Source organism: Salinigranum rubrum (assembly GCF_002906575.1).
Classification (GTDB): Archaea; Halobacteriota; Halobacteria; order Halobacteriales; family Haloferacaceae; genus Salinigranum; species Salinigranum rubrum.
This window is the reverse complement of record NZ_CP026309.1, coordinates 1,914,016-1,929,443: the sequence shown is the minus strand read 5'-3', so window position 1 is coordinate 1,929,443 and position 15,428 is coordinate 1,914,016. Positions and strand designations below refer to the sequence as shown.

15 protein-coding genes and 2 pseudogenes are annotated in these 15,428 nt (G+C 69.6%); 12 read left to right on the top strand and 5 right to left on the bottom strand.

Going from position 1 to position 15,428, the window contains the following annotated elements; all coding sequences use genetic code 11:
• Nucleotides 1–20: 20 nt before the first annotated feature.
• Together C2R22_RS09530 and C2R22_RS09525 are read right to left on the bottom strand one after the other, a co-directional pair.
• On the bottom strand, nucleotides 21–1,199 hold the full coding sequence (locus C2R22_RS09530) for an NAD(P)/FAD-dependent oxidoreductase (protein ID WP_103425546.1): 1,179 nt from the start codon (nucleotides 1,197–1,199) through the stop codon (nucleotides 21–23).
• A gap of 81 nt (nucleotides 1,200–1,280) precedes the next feature.
• Nucleotides 1,281–2,099, bottom strand: coding sequence for a nucleoside phosphorylase (locus tag C2R22_RS09525; RefSeq protein WP_103425545.1), 819 nt, complete (start codon nucleotides 2,097–2,099; stop codon nucleotides 1,281–1,283).
• 107 nt (nucleotides 2,100–2,206) lie between these two features.
• On the opposite strand from C2R22_RS09525, the gene C2R22_RS09520 reads away from it, so the two are divergent.
• On the top strand, nucleotides 2,207–2,824 hold the full coding sequence (locus C2R22_RS09520) for a DedA family protein (protein ID WP_103425544.1): 618 nt from the start codon (nucleotides 2,207–2,209) through the stop codon (nucleotides 2,822–2,824).
• Between the two features lie 30 nt (nucleotides 2,825–2,854).
• Here the strand turns inward: C2R22_RS09520 and C2R22_RS09515 are convergent.
• Both C2R22_RS09515 and C2R22_RS09510 read right to left on the bottom strand, forming a co-directional pair.
• Nucleotides 2,855–3,501 (bottom strand): annotated as a pseudogene (locus C2R22_RS09515) (metalloprotease).
• Entirely contained in the window at nucleotides 3,498–5,171 is a 1,674-nt protein-coding gene (locus tag C2R22_RS09510) for a TraB/GumN family protein (protein WP_103425543.1), read from the bottom strand. The pseudogene C2R22_RS09515 and the gene C2R22_RS09510 overlap by 4 nt, the downstream one beginning before the upstream one ends.
• Nucleotides 5,172–5,243: 72 nt before the next feature.
• Here C2R22_RS09510 and C2R22_RS09505 point away from each other — a divergent pair.
• The 5 genes and pseudogenes from C2R22_RS09505 (at nucleotide 5,244) to C2R22_RS09485 (ending at nucleotide 9,145) form a co-directional block, all read left to right on the top strand.
• Nucleotides 5,244–6,583: pseudogene (locus C2R22_RS09505) on the top strand (glycerate kinase type-2 family protein).
• Between the two features lie 60 nt (nucleotides 6,584–6,643).
• Nucleotides 6,644–7,255, top strand: a complete 612-nt coding sequence (locus tag C2R22_RS09500) for an ArsR/SmtB family transcription factor (RefSeq protein WP_103425542.1) — start codon at nucleotides 6,644–6,646, stop codon at nucleotides 7,253–7,255.
• Nucleotides 7,256–7,570: 315 nt separating this feature from the next.
• Nucleotides 7,571–8,029 (top strand): bifunctional nuclease family protein, encoded by a 459-nt coding sequence (locus C2R22_RS09495; protein WP_103425541.1) that lies wholly within the window; start codon nucleotides 7,571–7,573, stop codon nucleotides 8,027–8,029.
• 50 nt (nucleotides 8,030–8,079) lie between these two features.
• On the top strand, nucleotides 8,080–8,634 hold the full coding sequence (locus tag C2R22_RS09490; protein WP_103425540.1) for an NUDIX domain-containing protein: 555 nt from the start codon (nucleotides 8,080–8,082) through the stop codon (nucleotides 8,632–8,634).
• Nucleotides 8,635–8,659: 25 nt separating this feature from the next.
• Nucleotides 8,660–9,145 carry an acyl-CoA thioesterase gene (locus C2R22_RS09485; protein WP_103425539.1) on the top strand — a complete coding sequence of 162 codons (486 nt, stop codon included), beginning with the start codon at nucleotides 8,660–8,662 and terminating at the stop codon, nucleotides 9,143–9,145.
• On the opposite strand, the gene C2R22_RS09480 is transcribed toward C2R22_RS09485, so the two are convergent.
• Nucleotides 9,146–10,291 (bottom strand): S1C family serine protease, encoded by a 1,146-nt coding sequence (locus C2R22_RS09480; RefSeq protein WP_103425538.1) that lies wholly within the window; start codon nucleotides 10,289–10,291, stop codon nucleotides 9,146–9,148.
• Between the two features lie 384 nt (nucleotides 10,292–10,675).
• Between C2R22_RS09480 and C2R22_RS09475 the strand changes: the two genes are divergently transcribed.
• The 6 genes from C2R22_RS09475 (at nucleotide 10,676) to C2R22_RS09450 (ending at nucleotide 15,385) form a co-directional block, all read left to right on the top strand.
• Complete coding sequence (locus tag C2R22_RS09475; protein WP_103425537.1) at nucleotides 10,676–11,128, top strand: hypothetical protein; 453 nt, start codon at nucleotides 10,676–10,678, stop codon at nucleotides 11,126–11,128.
• An 86-nt stretch (nucleotides 11,129–11,214) separates the two neighbouring features.
• A complete protein-coding gene (locus tag C2R22_RS09470; RefSeq protein WP_103425536.1) occupies nucleotides 11,215–11,475 on the top strand; it encodes an MTH865 family protein in 261 nt (86 codons plus the stop codon).
• A gap of 61 nt (nucleotides 11,476–11,536) precedes the next feature.
• Nucleotides 11,537–12,142 (top strand): hypothetical protein, encoded by a 606-nt coding sequence (locus C2R22_RS09465; RefSeq protein ID WP_103425535.1) that lies wholly within the window; start codon nucleotides 11,537–11,539, stop codon nucleotides 12,140–12,142.
• 153 nt (nucleotides 12,143–12,295) lie between these two features.
• A complete protein-coding gene (locus tag C2R22_RS09460; protein WP_103425534.1) occupies nucleotides 12,296–13,762 on the top strand; it encodes a DUF4397 domain-containing protein in 1,467 nt (488 codons plus the stop codon).
• Nucleotides 13,763–13,769: 7 nt separating this feature from the next.
• Entirely contained in the window at nucleotides 13,770–14,102 is a 333-nt protein-coding gene (locus C2R22_RS09455) for an ArsR/SmtB family transcription factor (RefSeq protein ID WP_103425533.1), read from the top strand.
• Nucleotides 14,103–14,149: 47 nt separating this feature from the next.
• The gene (locus tag C2R22_RS09450) at nucleotides 14,150–15,385 is read left to right on the top strand and encodes a hypothetical protein (protein ID WP_103425532.1); all 1,236 of its coding nucleotides are present in this window, start codon (nucleotides 14,150–14,152) and stop codon (nucleotides 15,383–15,385) included.
• Nucleotides 15,386–15,428 lie beyond the last annotated feature (43 nt).

Sequence of the window (15,428 nt, the reverse complement as noted above, 5' to 3'; positions counted from 1 at the left end):
CGGTCGTTGCCGAGCGACCGTCACATGTCGCTCCACGAGTCGATCGCACGGGAGACGCTGGACACGTCGGCGATCCAGCGGGCGGCGATGGCTTTCTTCAGCACGCGGGCGGGCGCCCCACCGAACACGTTGATGGGCACGCCATCGACGTCGTGGGCGACAGCGTCCTCGCCGACGGAGACGACGGTCCCCTTGTCGTCGTGGGTCCACGTCTTCAGCGGCTGACCGCGGACGGCGCGGGCGACGTTCTCGCCGGCGACATCGGCAGCCTGCCAGGCGGCCTGTGCCGTCGGCGGCGCGATGGCGTCGGGACCCTGCTCGACGAGTGCCGAGTCACCGACGGCGAACACACGGTCGTCCGACGTCTGGAAGTCGGAGCCGGCGTGGACGCGGTTCGATCGCTCGTCCTTGTCGACCTCGCAGGCGGCCATCTCGGGCTGGCCCGTGATACCCCCGGTCCAGATGAAGACGTCGTAGGGGAGCTCCTCGGGCTCGGTGTCCTCGCCGCCGCCGATGTAGATGGTCTCCTCGTCGACCTTCGAGACGAACTCGCCGCACATGATGTTGATACCGCGCTCTTCGAGACGGCGACGCAGCGCGCCCTGGAGTTCGGGGTCCATGTTCGGGAGCACCTGGTCGAGACCCTCCACGAGGTGGAGGTCGAGGGGGGCGTCGTGTTCGTCGCGGAACTCCGCGATTTCGCCGGCTGACTGGATGCCGGAGAGCCCCGCACCGCCGACGACGACGCTCGCAGGCTCGGTCGGCGTCGCGGCCTCGGCGGCCTCCGTCACCTGCTGGTTGATCTCGCGGGCGTCGTCGAGGCCCTTCAGTTCGAGCGAGTACTCTTCGAGTCCCTCGATACCGTAGAAGGCGGTCGTGCTGCCGAGGGCGACGAGGAGGTAGTCGTAGCCGAGTTCGGTGCCGTCTTCGAGCGCGACGGTTCGTTCGTCGACGTCGACGTCGGTGACGCGGCCCTTGACGAACTCCGTCGACGGCGACTTCACCTCGTCGATGGGAATCGCGACCTTCGACTCGGCGCTCGGAGTGCTGATGCAGCGGTGGACCTCGTGGAGGACGAGGTGGTAGTCGTGTTCCGACACCCACGTGATGTCCGCGTCACCGTCGAGTTCGTTCTCGAGGCGCTGCACCGCACCTGTCCCGGCGTAGCCCGAACCGAGGACCATAACCTGCGTACTCATGACTGTGTCGTGGTGGGGATTCATCCGATAAAGGGATGTTGAAACGATGGCGAAATCCCTCACGAACGACCGTTAGTGAGCCTATATCGACAGTCCAGCGTGCCACTCGTTCACACCTGCCTCGCGTTTTACCTCGTCCATCCGCGCGAGGAGCGACACGGCGAGACTCGCCGTCTCTGACGCCTTCGACTCCCCTTCGGTCTGGAACTCTCCGGTCACTCTGTTGGCGAACACCGAACAGACCGCACCCGCGCGGAGACCGTAGAGGTTCGCGAGGGTGAGAATCGCCGAGGCCTCCATCTCGATATTGGCGACGTTCGCCTCCTGTAACTCGTCGACGAGCGTCTCCGACCCCGCGGCGACGAACCCCTCGAACCCTTCGCGGCCCTGGCCGGCGTAGAACGCGTCGGCGCTCATCGTCAGCCCGACGTGGTAGTCGTAGTCGAGGCGTTCGGCGGCGGCGACGAGCGCCGAGACCACCTCGTGAGACGCGACGGCCGGGTAGTCACCGCGGACGTACTCGTGGCTCGTCCCCTCCTGTCGGACCGCCCCCGACGTGATGACGAGGTCACCGACGTCCATGCCCGGTTGAATCGCGCCGCACGAGCCCACGCGGATGAACGTGTCCGCACCGACGCGAGCGAGTTCCTCGACGGCGATAGCGGTGGAGGGTGAGCCGATTCCCGTCGAGGTGACCGTGATGGGCGCACCGTCGTAGGTGCCGGTGGCGGTGCGGTATTCGCGGTGGTACGCCTGCTCTTCGAAGTCGTCCCAGAGGTCGGTGATGACGTCGACGCGCTCTGGGTTCCCCGGGAGGAGGACGGGCCCGGCGGTGTCGCCGGGGGCGAGTTCGACGTGGTACTGGACTTCGTCGTTCGGGTCTTCGGCGTCGCCGGTCATGGCTCCTCGTGGGTCGGGGGCGGACATATAAGCACGGTGTGGCCGCGAGCGGAGCAACGGGTGTTTATCACTCCGCGTCGAAGGCGCTACACCGACACCGACCCTCGATGGACCTCACGACGACCGCTCTCGACATCATTCGTCTGTACGGCCCGCTGGCGCTGTGTCTGTTCGTCTTCTGCGAGACGTCGATGCTCTTTCCGTTCCTGCCGAGCGAGGTCATCGTCCCGGCCGCCGCGGTGCTCCTCGTCACGGACCTCGCCTCGTTTCTCGTCTTCGTCGCCGCCGCCGGCGTGGGCGGTACGGTCGGCGCGTTCGTCCCGTTCGCGGTGAGTTCCCGGGCGGACGTCGGCGAGTGGACCTGGCTGGAACGGTACGTCCACGTCTCCGAGGGGCGGGTCGAGCGGTCGCGCGTGTGGTTCCGTCGGTGGGGTCAATCGTCGGTGCTGTGGGGGCGATTCTTCCCCGTGCTCCGCTCCGTCATCTCGATACCGGCCGGGTTCGCTGGGATGAGCCCGGCGCGATTCGGCGTCTTCACCGCGGTCGGAACGGTCGGCTTCTACGCGGCGACCGGCGGACTGGTCTACTACGGCCGACAGGAGTCGTTCTTCGCGACGGCCCTCGCGTTCGCGGGTGACAGGCCGGGCCTCACCGTCGTCGGGTTCCTCGTGGCGCTTGGCGCCGGAGTGCTCGCCGAGCGGTGGCGTCGGACGCGACGGGAATGACGGCGAACACGTCACCCCCACTGCGACGGGTCAGCCGCCGAAGCCCACGCCGAACACGAACACGACGAGGACGGTGACGAGCACGCTCGGCACGAACACGGCGACGAACACGACCGTACTCCAGTCCAGCACGGTCCGGCCGTCGAGCGCGCCGAACGGCAGCATGTTGAACGCCGCGAGGAAGAGGTTTATCGCCACGCCCCTGGAGCCGACGAGTTCGAGGAAGCCGCTGCCGGCGAGGGCTCCGGCGAGGAAGACGGGGACGAACACGACGGCGAGCGCGAGGTTCACCGCGGGACCGGCCAGCGCGATGAGGCCGTGTTCTTTGTCTGATAAGACGCCGCGGTGGTAGACGGCGCCGGGTGCGGCGAAGATGAAGCCGGCGAGCGCGCTCACGACGGCGAGAAAGAGCATGCCGTAGTCGGCGCGGAACTCCGCGACCTGACCGAAGCGGACGGCGACCACCTTGTGAGCGAGTTCGTGGAGGAGGAATCCCAGTCCCGCAGTCAGGAGGCTCACGACGACGGCGGCGGCGAAGCCCCCCGAGAGAGCAGCGCCACGAGGCCGCCACCGCCCCCGGCGAAGAAGACGGCGAACGCCACGCCGAGTGCGACCCACGCGAGCGCGAGGTCACGGAGTTCGCGGTCCGAGAAGGTCAGGGCGTCTCCCACGCTCACGAGACGGCCCTCCAGAGGAGGTCGGCGCTGTTAGCCGCCCCGTCGAGCATCAGTCGGGTGACGGCGTCGACACCTCCCAGGTCGGCCGCGAACAGCGGCAGGACGTACGCGACGAACAGGAGGCTCGCGACGATGCTGCCGATGTTCGTCAGGGCGACGATCATGATGAGTCGGAACAGCGGGACGTCGAACATGTCGGAGACTATCTCCCGAATCGAACGCGTCTCGTCCGCGAGGAGTTCGTTGAGTCGGCCGATGTCGGCCACGTTCACGGGAGCGTGTCGCAGTTCCATGTACCCCGTGAACCATCCCGGCGCGAGTAACGGGTTGACGGAGGTGAGCCACGCGACCGCACCGCCGACGGCCGCCGAAAGCCACCGCGCGCCAGCCAGTTTGGCCCCCGCGGCGGCGAAGAGGCCGTTGATGAGGAACCACGCGGCGAACACCCGGAGGAGGAAGCCGTTGCGCACCCCGGCCATCGCCAGGAGGACGAAGAAGCCGACGAAGACGACCGAGAGGCCGACGCCGACAATCTTGCCCCACGGGATTCCCCGCTTCTGCGGCACGCCGACGAGCGACTCCATCGGCGGGAGCGTCTCCGGGCGTTCGAGATACGACTCGATGCCGGCGCGGTGGCCCGCGCCGACGACGGCGACGACGTGTGCGCCGTTCTGCCGGAGCGCCACCAACTGGTGGGCGATGTACGCGTCGCGCTCGTCGATGAGCGCCTCCGCGCCGCCCGGCGAGAAGGCGCGGAACTCCTCCATCATCACGCTCACCACGTCGGCGTCGGTGAGGTCTTCGACGTCGAACTCCTCGACGTCCTCGTACGTGCCGAGGCCGAGACGGTACGCGACGAGTCCACAGAGGCCGCCAGCGGTGACGCCGACGGCGATGCCGATGGCGAGGCTCCCGACGGCGCTGACGAGGAAGGGGCTCAGGCGGTCGACCAGCGGGGCCGCCAGGCCGAGGCCGACGCCGCCGACGAGGCCGACGGCGAGGCCCCCACCGAGTCCGACGACCAGCGCGTCGTCGCCGTCGGTAAAGCCCTCCGCGAGCGTCTGGAGCGCCAGTCCAGCGGCGACGGCGAGGATCACCCCGCCGGTCACGCGACCGAGTACGAACGGGGTGATACCGAGCGAGCCCCCGAAGAGGCCGACGAGCGGTCCGACGAGCACCCCGGCCAGGAGACCGACCACGACGCCGACGGCGCGGGCGTCGGAGACGCCGAAGGCGAGGCCGCCGGCCATGCGGAACTTCTCGACGACGGACATCCGCGCCCAGAAGCGCTGGATGGTGGTCTGGATGTCTCGGTCGACCAGGGCGACGTCGATTCCCTCCTCCTCCGCGGTGTCGACTGCGGCGAGCATGTCGGCGCCCGGCGAGATGTCGAACTTCTCGCCCAACTGGGCCTGAACATATGAGAGCATCCAGTAGGCGATGAACTGAAACACGGTGTTGCCCGAGAGGAGGTCGCTCGGCTCGATGTCGTCCGGGGTACCACCTCTCATCTGCCGATAGCGCCCCTCGTCGAGTTCGACGGCGACGACGTCCGGACGCTCGGCCCGAATCGTCTCTTCGACCTCGGCCACGCTCTCTTTTGAGACGTGGGCGGTCCCGACGACCTGCACCCGTCCGTTCTGCGGAGAGGGGGCCGCGTCCTGACTCATTGCCCGCTTTTTCCGTCGGCGACTCATACGCTTGTCGGTACTTTATTATCGACTGGGAGTGGCCCGCATAGCATGAACCTCACAGCGCACGCCCCGACCGAGCGCCACGAGGTGGCACTCGCCTGTCTCCGGGCCGGTATCGAGGCCGCCCACCCCGAACGCGTCCTGGAGTCCTCGCTCCGTCTCGACGGGGACGCTCTCGCCGTCGGGGAGGCCGTCTACGACCTCTCGGGGTTCGAGCGGTGCGTCGTGGTCGGTGGCGGGAAGGCCGCCGCGGGCGTCGCCGAGGCCCTCGAACGGGTCCTCGGCGACCGCATCGACGCGGGGCGGTCGTCACCTACGACCCCGGGGCGGGGAAGAGAATCGAACACCTCCCCGGCGACCACCCGGTCCCCTCCCAACGGGGCGTCGAGAGCACCCGGCGGGTCGTCGACCTGCTCGAAGACGCCGACGAGGAGACGCTCGTGCTCTGCGTCGTCACCGGCGGCGCGAGCGCGCTCTTACCCGCGCCGGCGGAGGGAATCACGCTCTCGGCCCTGCAGGAGACGACCGAGCGACTGCTGGAGAGCGGCGCCGACATCGGCGAGATGAACGCCGTCCGCAAGCACCTCTCGACGCTCAAAGGGGGTGGGCTGGCCCGCCTCGCCGCCCCCGCCGCCGTGGTGTCGCTCGTCTTCTCCGACGTGGTCGGTAACGACCTGAGCGTCATCGCCTCCGGCCCGACGGTCCCCGACGGGACGACGTACGACGACGCGCTCGCCGTGCTCGAGCGCTACGACATTTCGGCCCCCGAGTCGGTGCGGGAACGACTCGAACGGGGGAGAAACGGAGAGATAGCGGAGACGCCGAAGCCGGGCGACCCGGTCTTCGACCGCGTCGACGACCACGTCCTGGCCGACGGCTTCACGGCGCTCTCCGCCGCCCGCGAGGAGGCCGAGACCCAGGGGTTCGAGTCGCTCGTCCTCTCCTCGCGGGTTCGCGGCGAGGCCCGGGAGGCGGCGAAGACCCACGTCGCCGTCGGCGAGGAGGTGCTGGCGACCGGAGAACCGCTCGACCCGCCCGCCGTCGTCCTCTCCGGTGGCGAGACCACCGTGACGGTTCGGGGCGACGGCGAGGGGGGCCCGAACCTGGAGTACGCCCTCTCGGCGGCGGTGGAACTCTCCGAGAGTGACCTGGGACACGCCGTCCTCGCGGCTGTCGACACCGACGGCAAGGACGGCGGGACGGAGGTTGCGGGCGCCATCGTCGACGAACGGACCCTCGAAGCGAGAGCGGACAGAGAGGCGGCCCGCGACGCGCTCGGCCGGAACGACGCCCTGCCGGCGCTCGACGACCGCGACTGCGTCATCCGGACGGGACCGACGGGGACGAACGTCAACGACCTGCGGGTGCTCGTCCTCGAACGGGAGTGACCCGACCACGACGGGCGCGCTGACCAACAAGATTGTGTCCTCCGCGGTAGTACGGGGGGTATGGCCCGCCTCCTGCCCTCCCTCTCCTCGTCGGCATCCGACGACGCCTCGCCGCGCGTCATCGGCCTCGACTCGGCCGACGCCGACGACCTCATCGGTGCGCTCTCCTCGCGGACCGCCCGTCGAATCCTCGCCGCGCTCCACGAGGAACCCGCGTCCGCCTCCGAAATCGCCGCCCAGGTCGACAGTTCGCTCCAGAACGTCCAGTACCACCTCGGCCGGATGGAAGAGGCCGGCCTCGTCGAGGTCCTCGAAACGGTGTACTCCGAGAAGGGCCGGGAGATGAAGGTGTACACGCCGAGCGACAAGCCGCTCGTCGTCGTGGCGGCGCGCGAATCGGAGACCAGCGGCCTCCGCGACGCCCTGACGCGCCTTCTGGGCGCGGTCGGGGTGCTCGGCCTCGTCAGCCTGCTCGTCCAGTTCCTCCTCGGGAGGGAATCCGCAGGGGGCGCGGCGATGAGCGCCGACAGCGCCGAGGGCGCCCGAATCGCGGCCGAGACCACCACCGCGGCCGCCGCGACCGGCCTCCCGCCGGGGCTGCTCTTCTTCCTCGGCGGACTGGTCGTCATCCTCGGGACGTTCGTCGTCTGGTGGATCCGAACGCGACGGTGAGAGGGTATCCGCGCGCCGAGCGAACGACTCGTTGCGTCGTGGTCGAAGCACTGCCGGGGCCACCGGAGCGAACAGCGCGGGACGCGTCGCGTCTCGCTGTCCATGTGCCGCGGGCGTGGCCGCGCCGCAGACGAAACGAGTGAGCGAGTCGGGTGGGGAGTGAGGCTTCGTCACCGCGCCCGTGTCCCGTACTGTCGTCCCGGACCCTCACAACTCCTCTCGTCCGCCACGATCACGACTGCGACGTCCGCCCGTCGAACGACCCACATCGGGCGCGGGAGTAGCTATTCATACCTACACGCCAAAGGGACCGCTATGAATCACGAGGCCGAGGTCAAGGGTATCGGCGTCGGCATGAGCGACGACGGGTCGAACGTGCCCGCGGTTATCCTCTCGGCGCGCGACGAGTTCCTTCCGATCGTCATCACGGCGGACCAGGCACAGGCAATCCAGCTCGCGCTCTCGGGCGAACCGTTCGAGCGACCGCTCACACACGACCTGCTGGTCGACATGATCACCGAGTTCGGCGGCGCCATCGACTCCGTCCGCATCGACGACCTCGCGGACGGCACGTTCTACGCGAAGGTCGACGCCGAGCGGTACGAGGACGGCGAGCCACGCAAGTTCGTCTTCGACGCCCGCCCCTCCGACGCCATCGCGCTCTCGGTGCGAGTCGACTGCCCCATCATGGTCTCCGACAGCGTCCTCGACGCGGCCGGCCAGCCCCCCTCGCAGTTCGACATCGAGGACGACGAGGACGACTTCGCCCGCTGAACTCCCGTCGAGACCGAACCCGAACCCGAACCCGAACCCGAACCCGAACCGTGACCGCCGTCGACCCCTCCTTCTGCCCGGCCTGTGGAATCACCCTCGAAACGCGTCCGGTCGAGGGACGCGACCGAGCGTACTGTCCGACCTGTGCGGAGGTCGTCTGGCGAAACCCCGTCCCCACCGCCGCCGCGGCCGTCGTCGACGAGAGTCAGAACCCACCGGCGGTGCTTCTCGTTCGTCGAGCACAGCCGCCCGACGCGGGCGAGTGGGGTCTCCCGGCCGGCTTCGTCGAGCACGGCGAACACCCGCGCGATGCCGCCGCGCGCGAACTCCGCGAGGAGACGGGCCTCCGAGTCGACCCCGGCACGCTCGCGCTGTTCGACGTCGACGACCTCGTCCACCCGAGCGACCGCCACCTCGTGAGCATCGCCTACGCCGTCTCCCGAGACGGGACGACCGGCGACCCGGTCGCCGGCAGCGACGCGCGCGATGCCCGGTTCTGGACGCTCGACGCCCTCGCCACGGCCGGGGAGACGCTCCGAGCGTTCGACCGCGAGCGCGTCCGAGGGGCGATGGACGCCGTATCCTGCCCCGAAGGTCACGTTTGAGTACCGGCCGCCCAACGCCCCATCCATGAGCGACGAGACCGCGACGCTGGCGGAGTCTCACACCGAGATGACCGAGTACCTCCTCCCGAACGACACGAACGACCTCGGTCGGGCGCTGGGCGGGGCGGTCCTCCACTGGATGGACATCTGCGGCGCCATCGCAGCGATGCGTTTCTCGAACAGACAGGTGGTGACGGCGTCGATGGACCACGTCGACTTCATCTCGCCCATCGACCTCGGCGAGGTGGCCGTCATCGAGGGCTACGTGTTCGACGTCGGCCGGACGAGCATCGACGTGAAGGTCGACGTCCGCGCGGAGAACCCCCGCAGCGACGACACCCGGAAGACGACAACCTCGTTTTTCACGTTCGTCGCTCTCGACGAGGAGGGGACGCCGACCCAGGTCCCCCGTCTCGACTGCCCGACGGAGGCCGAGACGGAACTCCGCGAGGACGCGCGTTCCGAACGGCGGGCACAACTGGAGGCCGTCATCGAGCGGATGGAGGAGTGATTACTCGGGGGCCGGACGCGCGCCGAGTTCGAACGAGACCGTCCGCTCTTCCCCATCGCGCAGAACTCGGACGTCGAGCGTGTCACCTGGCTCGGTCCGAATAGCGAGGTGAGTGGCCAGCGCGCCCTGACTCGGCGTCGGGCGACCGTCGAGCGCGAGGACCACGTCGCCGCCGACGGGGACGCGCTGGCCGAGCGCGGTCGCCTCCCGCTGGCTTCCCTGCAGGACTCCGGCAGCGGGTCCGTCGGGGAGCACGCTCGCGACGAGGACGCCCTGAACCCGGTCGAGGTCGTTCGCCTGCGCGACCGACGGAACGACGTCGAGCAGGCGGACGCCCATGTACGCGTGTTCGTACGCGCCGCGCTCGATCAGCGCGGGGACCACCCGCCGGGTCAGCGCCGCGCTGACGCCGAAGTTGACGTTCTCTCCCTGGCCGGAGTTGATGACGGCGACGACCTCCCCGCCCAGCGAGACGAGCGGCCCGCCGGAGTTGCCGGGGTTCACCGCCGCGTCGGTCTGGACGGCGTCGGGGATGCTGAAGCCGCTCTGGCTCGGAAGCGAGCGGTCGACGCCGCTTACGACCCCCGCCGACACCGACCCGCCGAGGCTGAAGGGCGCGCCGAGCGCGACCACCTGCGTCCCGATGGGTGGCTCCTCGTCGACGAGCGCGAGCGGCGGAGCCGTCTCCGGCGCGTCGACGCGGAGGACCGCGAGGTCGCTGTAGACGTCCGTGCCCCTGAGTTCGGCTTCGGCCCAGGTGCCGTCGTGAAACCGCACGCGAACGGTCCGGCCCCCGTCGACGACGTGCTGGTTCGTGACGACGTGAGAGCCGTCGGGAAAAACGAAGCCCGAGCCCTGTCCCAGCGGACCACCGGGGCCGTAGACGCGGACGAGCACCACGGAGGGGATGGTCTCCTCGTAGACGGCGGTGTAGGTGTCCTCGGCGACCGGTGCGCGCTGGGCGGCGCTCGCGGGGGTCGGGGACGGCGCGGGCGTACCGGGCGCGTCGGTCTCGGACCCCCCGGGCGTCGTGGTCTCGGTCGTTCGACTCGGTGCCGAGCAGCCCGCGAGGCTCGCGCCCCCGGCGGCGACGAGTGCGAGCAGTTCTCGGCGGGAGGCAGAGGGACCGGGCGGGTCGGAGGCCATCTCCTTCGAGGGGAAGGGGTCGTCGGCGATGAGCCTTGGGTTGTGATGCGGCTGGTGGGTCGTGCAGTGAGTATCCACCTCGGGAGCTACGAGCGGAGTCGTCGGTATCGCGATGAGTGGAGTCGTCGGTACGGGTGCGGTGAGAACAGAGACGACCGCACGACACGCGGACGCGGCGGACCACAGCCTCTTGCCCCCCCAACCGGTGCGGCCGGGACGGAGACCGGCCGCGGCCACCGGAGCGAACAGTCGCTCCGAGCCTTCGTGCTGTAGACGTCACTCGTCACGACCACACAGGGATCCACAGTTCGTGAATCGCTCATCCCCACGTTGTCCTCTCCCACGAGAGACACCCTTTACTCCCGCCACCACTCACGTCCAGCCATGCTCGACGTACCCACGCCGGAGCCACCGACGCTCAGACAGGTCGACCCGAACGAGTACGAGGACGCCGAGGTCGGCGGCGACGACTACCACCGCGACGACCTCGAACGGTTCCTCCACGAGGGCGCGTGGGAGGAGGCGTTCGAGGAGTGGGCCGCCACCGCTGATCTGTCGGAAGACGAGTGGGCCATCGCCGAGGACCTCGATCTGGTCTCCCGATTCGACTTCTTCTGGGACTCGTTCGCGGACAGGGTGGGGTACCACGCGCCCGGTCTCCCAGAGGACTGGAAGGAGCGGGAACTCCACCCCGAACTGACATCGTGGGGCCAGGTGTCGGGTATCAACGCCGGCCTGACCGAACTGGGACAGGTCGTCTGCGACGTCCTGAAAGACGAGTACGTCGATTGGGAGTCCGAGTACGAGGCGCCCGACGACCTCCCCGACTTCTCGTAACGAGTCGTCTGACGGGCGCAAGACGGATATCGAGCCTGACAATTCGAGCGTCGTGTTTATCCGCTCGTTCGCTGCACCGACGGGTGATGACCGACACAGCCTCGACAACCCCCCTCCGAGCGCAACTCTTCGAGACCTTCGACCCCGCGACGTTCCCCGTGCAACGACCGGTGGAACTCCTCCCCGTTATGGTGGACGGACGGGACGTGTTCGTGGCCGACGACCGCGAGTTCGCCGCGCTCGAACTCGCGCTCACCGTCGGCGAATACCTCCAGTTCCCCTACGAGGCCGCGGACGACCTCGTCGACGACATCGTCACCGCGCTCGGGCGGCCGATGCGGGGATAGTCGCCCGGCGCGAGGCCGTCCACCGCCAGCGTTTTCCCTCGGTTCGTCGAACCTCGGGTCGATGCGCCGCCGTGCCCTCCTCTCCAGCGCCGCCCTCGGTCTCGCCGCGACTACCGGCTGTCTCGGAGACGTCCGTCACACCGTCTCGGGGGACATCCGCCACGAACACGCCCGCCTCACCGTCCACCCGGCCAGCACACGCTTCGTCCGCGGTGGGCTCACCGCCGGCTCCGACGACCGGTTCCGCGCGTGGCTGTTCCCCGAAGCACCGCCCGACGACCAGACCGTCTTCACCGACGCCCGCGGGGCCGAAGAACAGCGCGAGTGGGACGACGAGGTCCACAGCGAGAACTACGACGCGGGCTTTACCCTCCTCATGCAGTCGCGGAGCCCCCGCGCGAACCCACACCAGGCCGAGCCGACCTTCCCGGACGACCCGGCGTGGACTGGCTGGCGTCGAGCACAGTTCCCGTTCGAGTTCGTGACGCGGGACCTCGACCCCGACATCGTGCCCGACGCCGACCGGGTCGTGAGCACCTACCTCGGCTACTTCACCGCCGGGACCACTCCCACGACGGGGACCGTCGCCGTCCACGAAGAGGTCGACGGGGTGGGGATGGGCACGCTCATCGAGGAGGTCGAGACGCGCCGGTGGCATCCACCGTAGCGGCTCCGAACCTCGGAGTTCGGGACACTCTTTGAAGAGCGACTGTAGTGCACAGAGAACCACGTGACGTCAGCGGGCTGCAATGGTGGTCAGAGGTGGGTGGAATTTGGGAAAAGCCTCTTTATTACATCATCCTCCGACGCGGATGTGGTTATGACAGACAAGTCACGCAGAGACGTGCTTCGCACGCTCGGGGGAGTTGCAGTCGTCGGCGGGCTCGCGGGATGCTCGTCGAATCAGAGTGGTTCCGGAGGCTCAGCGGGCGGGGAGTCGACGGCGACCGGGACACCGATGTCGACGGCGACCGAGATGGACACCGAGGCCGAGACGGAAACCGCGACGGAGGAGTCGGCGACGGCGATGCTCCGCGTGGCGCACCTCTCGCCCGACGCGCCGAACGTCGACGTCTCCGTGGACGGCTCCGTCGTCCTAGAGGACGTCGCGTTCGGTGCCGTCAGTAGCTATCTCGACGTACCCGTCGGCACCCGGACGGTAACCATCACCGCGGCGGGCGACCCCTCGACCGTCGCGTTCGAGGGCGACCTCGACGTCACGGAGGGGGCGTTCACGGTCGCCGCCGTCGGCGAACTCACCGAAGAGACGTTCCAGCCGCTCGTCCTCTCGGACGAGAACACGGTCCCGGCCGACGACACCGCGCGCGTCCGCGTCGTCCACGCCTCGCCGGACGCGCCCGCGGTCGACATCACGGCCGGCGGGAACGCCCTGTTCGACGGCGTCTCCTTCCAGGGGTCGGGCTACACCGAAGTCCCCGCGGGGACGTACACGCTGAACGTCCGCGGCGACACGGAGTCGAACGACGGCGACGCGGTGGCGTCGTTCGACGTCGAACTCAACGGGGGGACGGTGTACACCGTCTTCGCCGCCGGCTACCTCTCGCCGGACGACGAACCCGCCGACACGGCCTTCCAGCCCATCGCGACGGTCGACGCCGGGGCGGGCGGCGGCGGCATCGTCCAGGGAATGGGTGACGGCGGCATGAGCAGCGACGTCTCGCTGCGCGTGGCGCACCTCTCGCCCGACGCGCCGAACGTCGACGTTCTCGTCGACGGCTCGGCCGTCTTGGAGGACGTCCCCTTCGGAGCCGTCAGCGACTATCTGTCGCTCTCGGCGGGGTCGTACCAGGTGACGATTCAGGCCGCGGGCGATTCGAGCACCGTCGTGTTCGACCAGTCGCTCGACCTCGAACCGGGAGCGTACACCGCCGCAGCGCTCGGAGAACTGGAAGCGGACGCGGAGAACGGCTTCATGGTCCAGCTGTTCTCCGACGGCACCTCCGCGCCCGGGTCGGACATGTCCCGCATCACGCTGGTCCACGCCTCGCCGGACGCGCCCGCGGTCGACGTCACGGTCGAGTCCTCCGGCGACGTTCTCGTCGACGGGGCGGCGTTCGGCGACGCCGCGACGGTCGAGGTGCCCGCGGGGTCGTACACGCTCGAAGTGCGCGGCGACACGGAGTCGAACGACGGCGACGTGGTCACGACGTTCGACGTGACCGTCGAGGGCGGGACGGCGTACACCGCGTTCGCCCAGGGCTACCTCACGCCCGACGACGAGCCCACGTCCGCGAGCTTCGACCTGGGCGTCGTCGCCAACAACTGACCTGACCATGTCACAACCGACACACGCGGTCCGCGTTCGAGCCACCCCTGATCAGGCGAGAGAGCGACTTCGAACCGCTCTCGCGGGGGCGCGTGGTGGAGACAACCGTCGGCGAATCGTCCGCGCGCTCGCCGAACGGCCGCGGAACGCGAACCGCCTCGCCGGCGACCTGAGCCTCGACTACAAGACCGTCCGACACCACCTCTCGGTCCTGAAAGAGGCGGATGCGGTGACCAAAGGCGGGGACCGCTACGGGGCCGTGTACCTCCTGACGCCGCGGCTGCGACAGCACTGGGACGTCGTCGAGGCGACCGGTGACGGCGACGGCGCCGAGGGCTGACGGCGACTGCGGTGCAGGGTTAAGTCCTCTGCACGCCTTCATAGGGCGTGTCGCGTGGTGTCGCGTCCCGTGCGGTTCGCGCATTGACACTCGTTCTCGTAGCGGCGCTGCTCGTCAGCGGCCTGTCCAGTGCCGCGCCCGGGGCGGAATCGGCCGTCCAACCGGCCGCTCAGTGCGGTTTCGCCGACGGGGGGTCGGACCCGACCGTCACGACCCACCGCCACGACTTCGGCGAAGTCGTCGTCGGCCGCACGGGGACGAAAACGGTGGCCGCGGGCGGCGTGAACGCCGGTGGCTCGAACGCGGACTCGGTCGTCACCGTCGGCGGCCCGGACGCCGGACAGTTCCGTGCGCGTACGGCGACCGAGACGGCCACGGGCGAGGACGAGACGCTCCGAGTCTCGTTCGCCCCCACAGCGCCCGGTCCGAAGCGCGCGTGGGTGGTCGTCACGGGCGACGCGACGACCGTCCACTGTCTCGTCGGCACGGCAGTCGTCGCCGGGGCGAGCAAGGGCGGGAGCGAGAGCGACGGCGCGGGAGACGGGAGAGGAGCGGACGGACGCGAAGCGGGCGGCGCGGCCGTCGGCTCTGCGGGTTCCGGTGGCGGGAAATTGACCGACGCGGTACGGGGGTTCGGCCGGGAGTTCGTCGGTTCCGTCACCCGCGGCGTCGTGAGCGTCGTCACCCTGGAGTTCGCCCGCGACGCCGCTGTGGGGGCGGGCGCCGCGTGGGCCGCGGGCGATGGCGTGTTGGGGAAGGCGCTGGGCGTCGCCGGCTACACCCTCTCCGGCATCGACCCGACGTCGGGGCTCCGAAACGGCCTTCCCGCCGCACTCGCGGCGTGGCGCGCGGGCGACTTCGAGGGGGCGGGCAGAGCGCTGTTCGGCGTCGTCGAGAGCGTCGTCTTCACCGGCGCGGCCGCCGCGGGCGCGTGGGAAGGCTCGAAGCGGGCCCGGAAGTTCGCGCACGACCGTCGCGGAGCGGCGACGGAAGTCGACGGGGTGGGAGCGCCCTCGACTGCGGAGTACCGGGCGTTCACCGGAGGTATCGACGCCGTGTTGGCGGCGGGGTTCGGGGGCCACGCACGCGAGGACGCCGGTGAGGCGTCAGTGGGAGACGACCCGACCGTCGGCGGCGACGGAGCGGCGGGGCGGGCCTCGTCGAGCGAAGAGCCGATGTCGGGGGGTGGGTCGTCGCCGGCGAACCGCCCGGGCGCGCCGGACGGAGAGGGACCTGATACCGCGGACGGTGTCGACCGCGACGACCGCCGCGAACTCGCCTGAGCCCCCACGTGAGAACACCACCGTTTTGATATACGTCCACGGG

Excerpts from the sequence above, each read along its gene's own strand:
- C2R22_RS09530 (WP_103425546.1), bottom strand. The coding sequence starts at position 1,199 with ATGAGTACGCAGGTTATGGTCCTCGGTTCGGGCTACGCCGGGACAGGT.
- C2R22_RS09525 (WP_103425545.1), bottom strand. The coding sequence starts at position 2,099 with ATGACCGGCGACGCCGAAGACCCGAACGACGAAGTCCAGTACCACGTC.
- C2R22_RS09520 (WP_103425544.1), top strand. The coding sequence starts at position 2,207 with ATGGACCTCACGACGACCGCTCTCGACATCATTCGTCTGTACGGCCCG.
- C2R22_RS09510 (WP_103425543.1), bottom strand. The coding sequence starts at position 5,171 with ATGAGTCAGGACGCGGCCCCCTCTCCGCAGAACGGACGGGTGCAGGTC.
- C2R22_RS09500 (WP_103425542.1), top strand. The coding sequence starts at position 6,644 with ATGGCCCGCCTCCTGCCCTCCCTCTCCTCGTCGGCATCCGACGACGCC.
- C2R22_RS09495 (WP_103425541.1), top strand. The coding sequence starts at position 7,571 with ATGAATCACGAGGCCGAGGTCAAGGGTATCGGCGTCGGCATGAGCGAC.
- C2R22_RS09485 (WP_103425539.1), top strand. The coding sequence starts at position 8,660 with ATGAGCGACGAGACCGCGACGCTGGCGGAGTCTCACACCGAGATGACC.
- C2R22_RS09480 (WP_103425538.1), bottom strand. The coding sequence starts at position 10,291 with ATGGCCTCCGACCCGCCCGGTCCCTCTGCCTCCCGCCGAGAACTGCTC.
- C2R22_RS09475 (WP_103425537.1), top strand. The coding sequence starts at position 10,676 with ATGCTCGACGTACCCACGCCGGAGCCACCGACGCTCAGACAGGTCGAC.
- C2R22_RS09470 (WP_103425536.1), top strand. The coding sequence starts at position 11,215 with ATGACCGACACAGCCTCGACAACCCCCCTCCGAGCGCAACTCTTCGAG.
- C2R22_RS09465 (WP_103425535.1), top strand. The coding sequence starts at position 11,537 with ATGCGCCGCCGTGCCCTCCTCTCCAGCGCCGCCCTCGGTCTCGCCGCG.
- C2R22_RS09460 (WP_103425534.1), top strand. The coding sequence starts at position 12,296 with ATGACAGACAAGTCACGCAGAGACGTGCTTCGCACGCTCGGGGGAGTT.
- C2R22_RS09455 (WP_103425533.1), top strand. The coding sequence starts at position 13,770 with ATGTCACAACCGACACACGCGGTCCGCGTTCGAGCCACCCCTGATCAG.